1 protein-coding gene is annotated in these 236 nt (G+C 67.8%); it reads left to right on the top strand.

Features of this window, described 5'->3' with window-relative positions; translation table 11 throughout:
* The coding region (locus SB753_RS41380; protein WP_410805730.1) for an aromatic amino acid lyase at positions 1-236 on the top strand (236 nt) is incomplete at both ends.

Here is a 236-nt window from a genome sequence, read left to right as displayed (position 1 = left end):
AGCCTGGCGGCACCTGCTCCGGCTTCATGATCGCGCAGTACACGGCGGCCTCGCTGGTCGCGCAGAACCGGCGCCTTGCGTTGCCCGCGAGTCTCGACGGCGGCATCACATCGGGCTTGCAGGAAGACCACCTGTGCCACGCAACGCCCGCTGCGCTGAAGGCGCTGGAGATCGTCGATAACGCGGGCCGCATCGTCGCCATCGAATTGCTGGCCGCCGCGCAAGCCTACGATCTG

This window comes from Paraburkholderia sp. SIMBA_053, assembly GCF_046534895.1.
Classification (GTDB): Bacteria; Pseudomonadota; Gammaproteobacteria; order Burkholderiales; family Burkholderiaceae; genus Paraburkholderia; species Paraburkholderia caledonica.
This window is presented reverse-complemented; position numbering and strand designations above follow the sequence as displayed.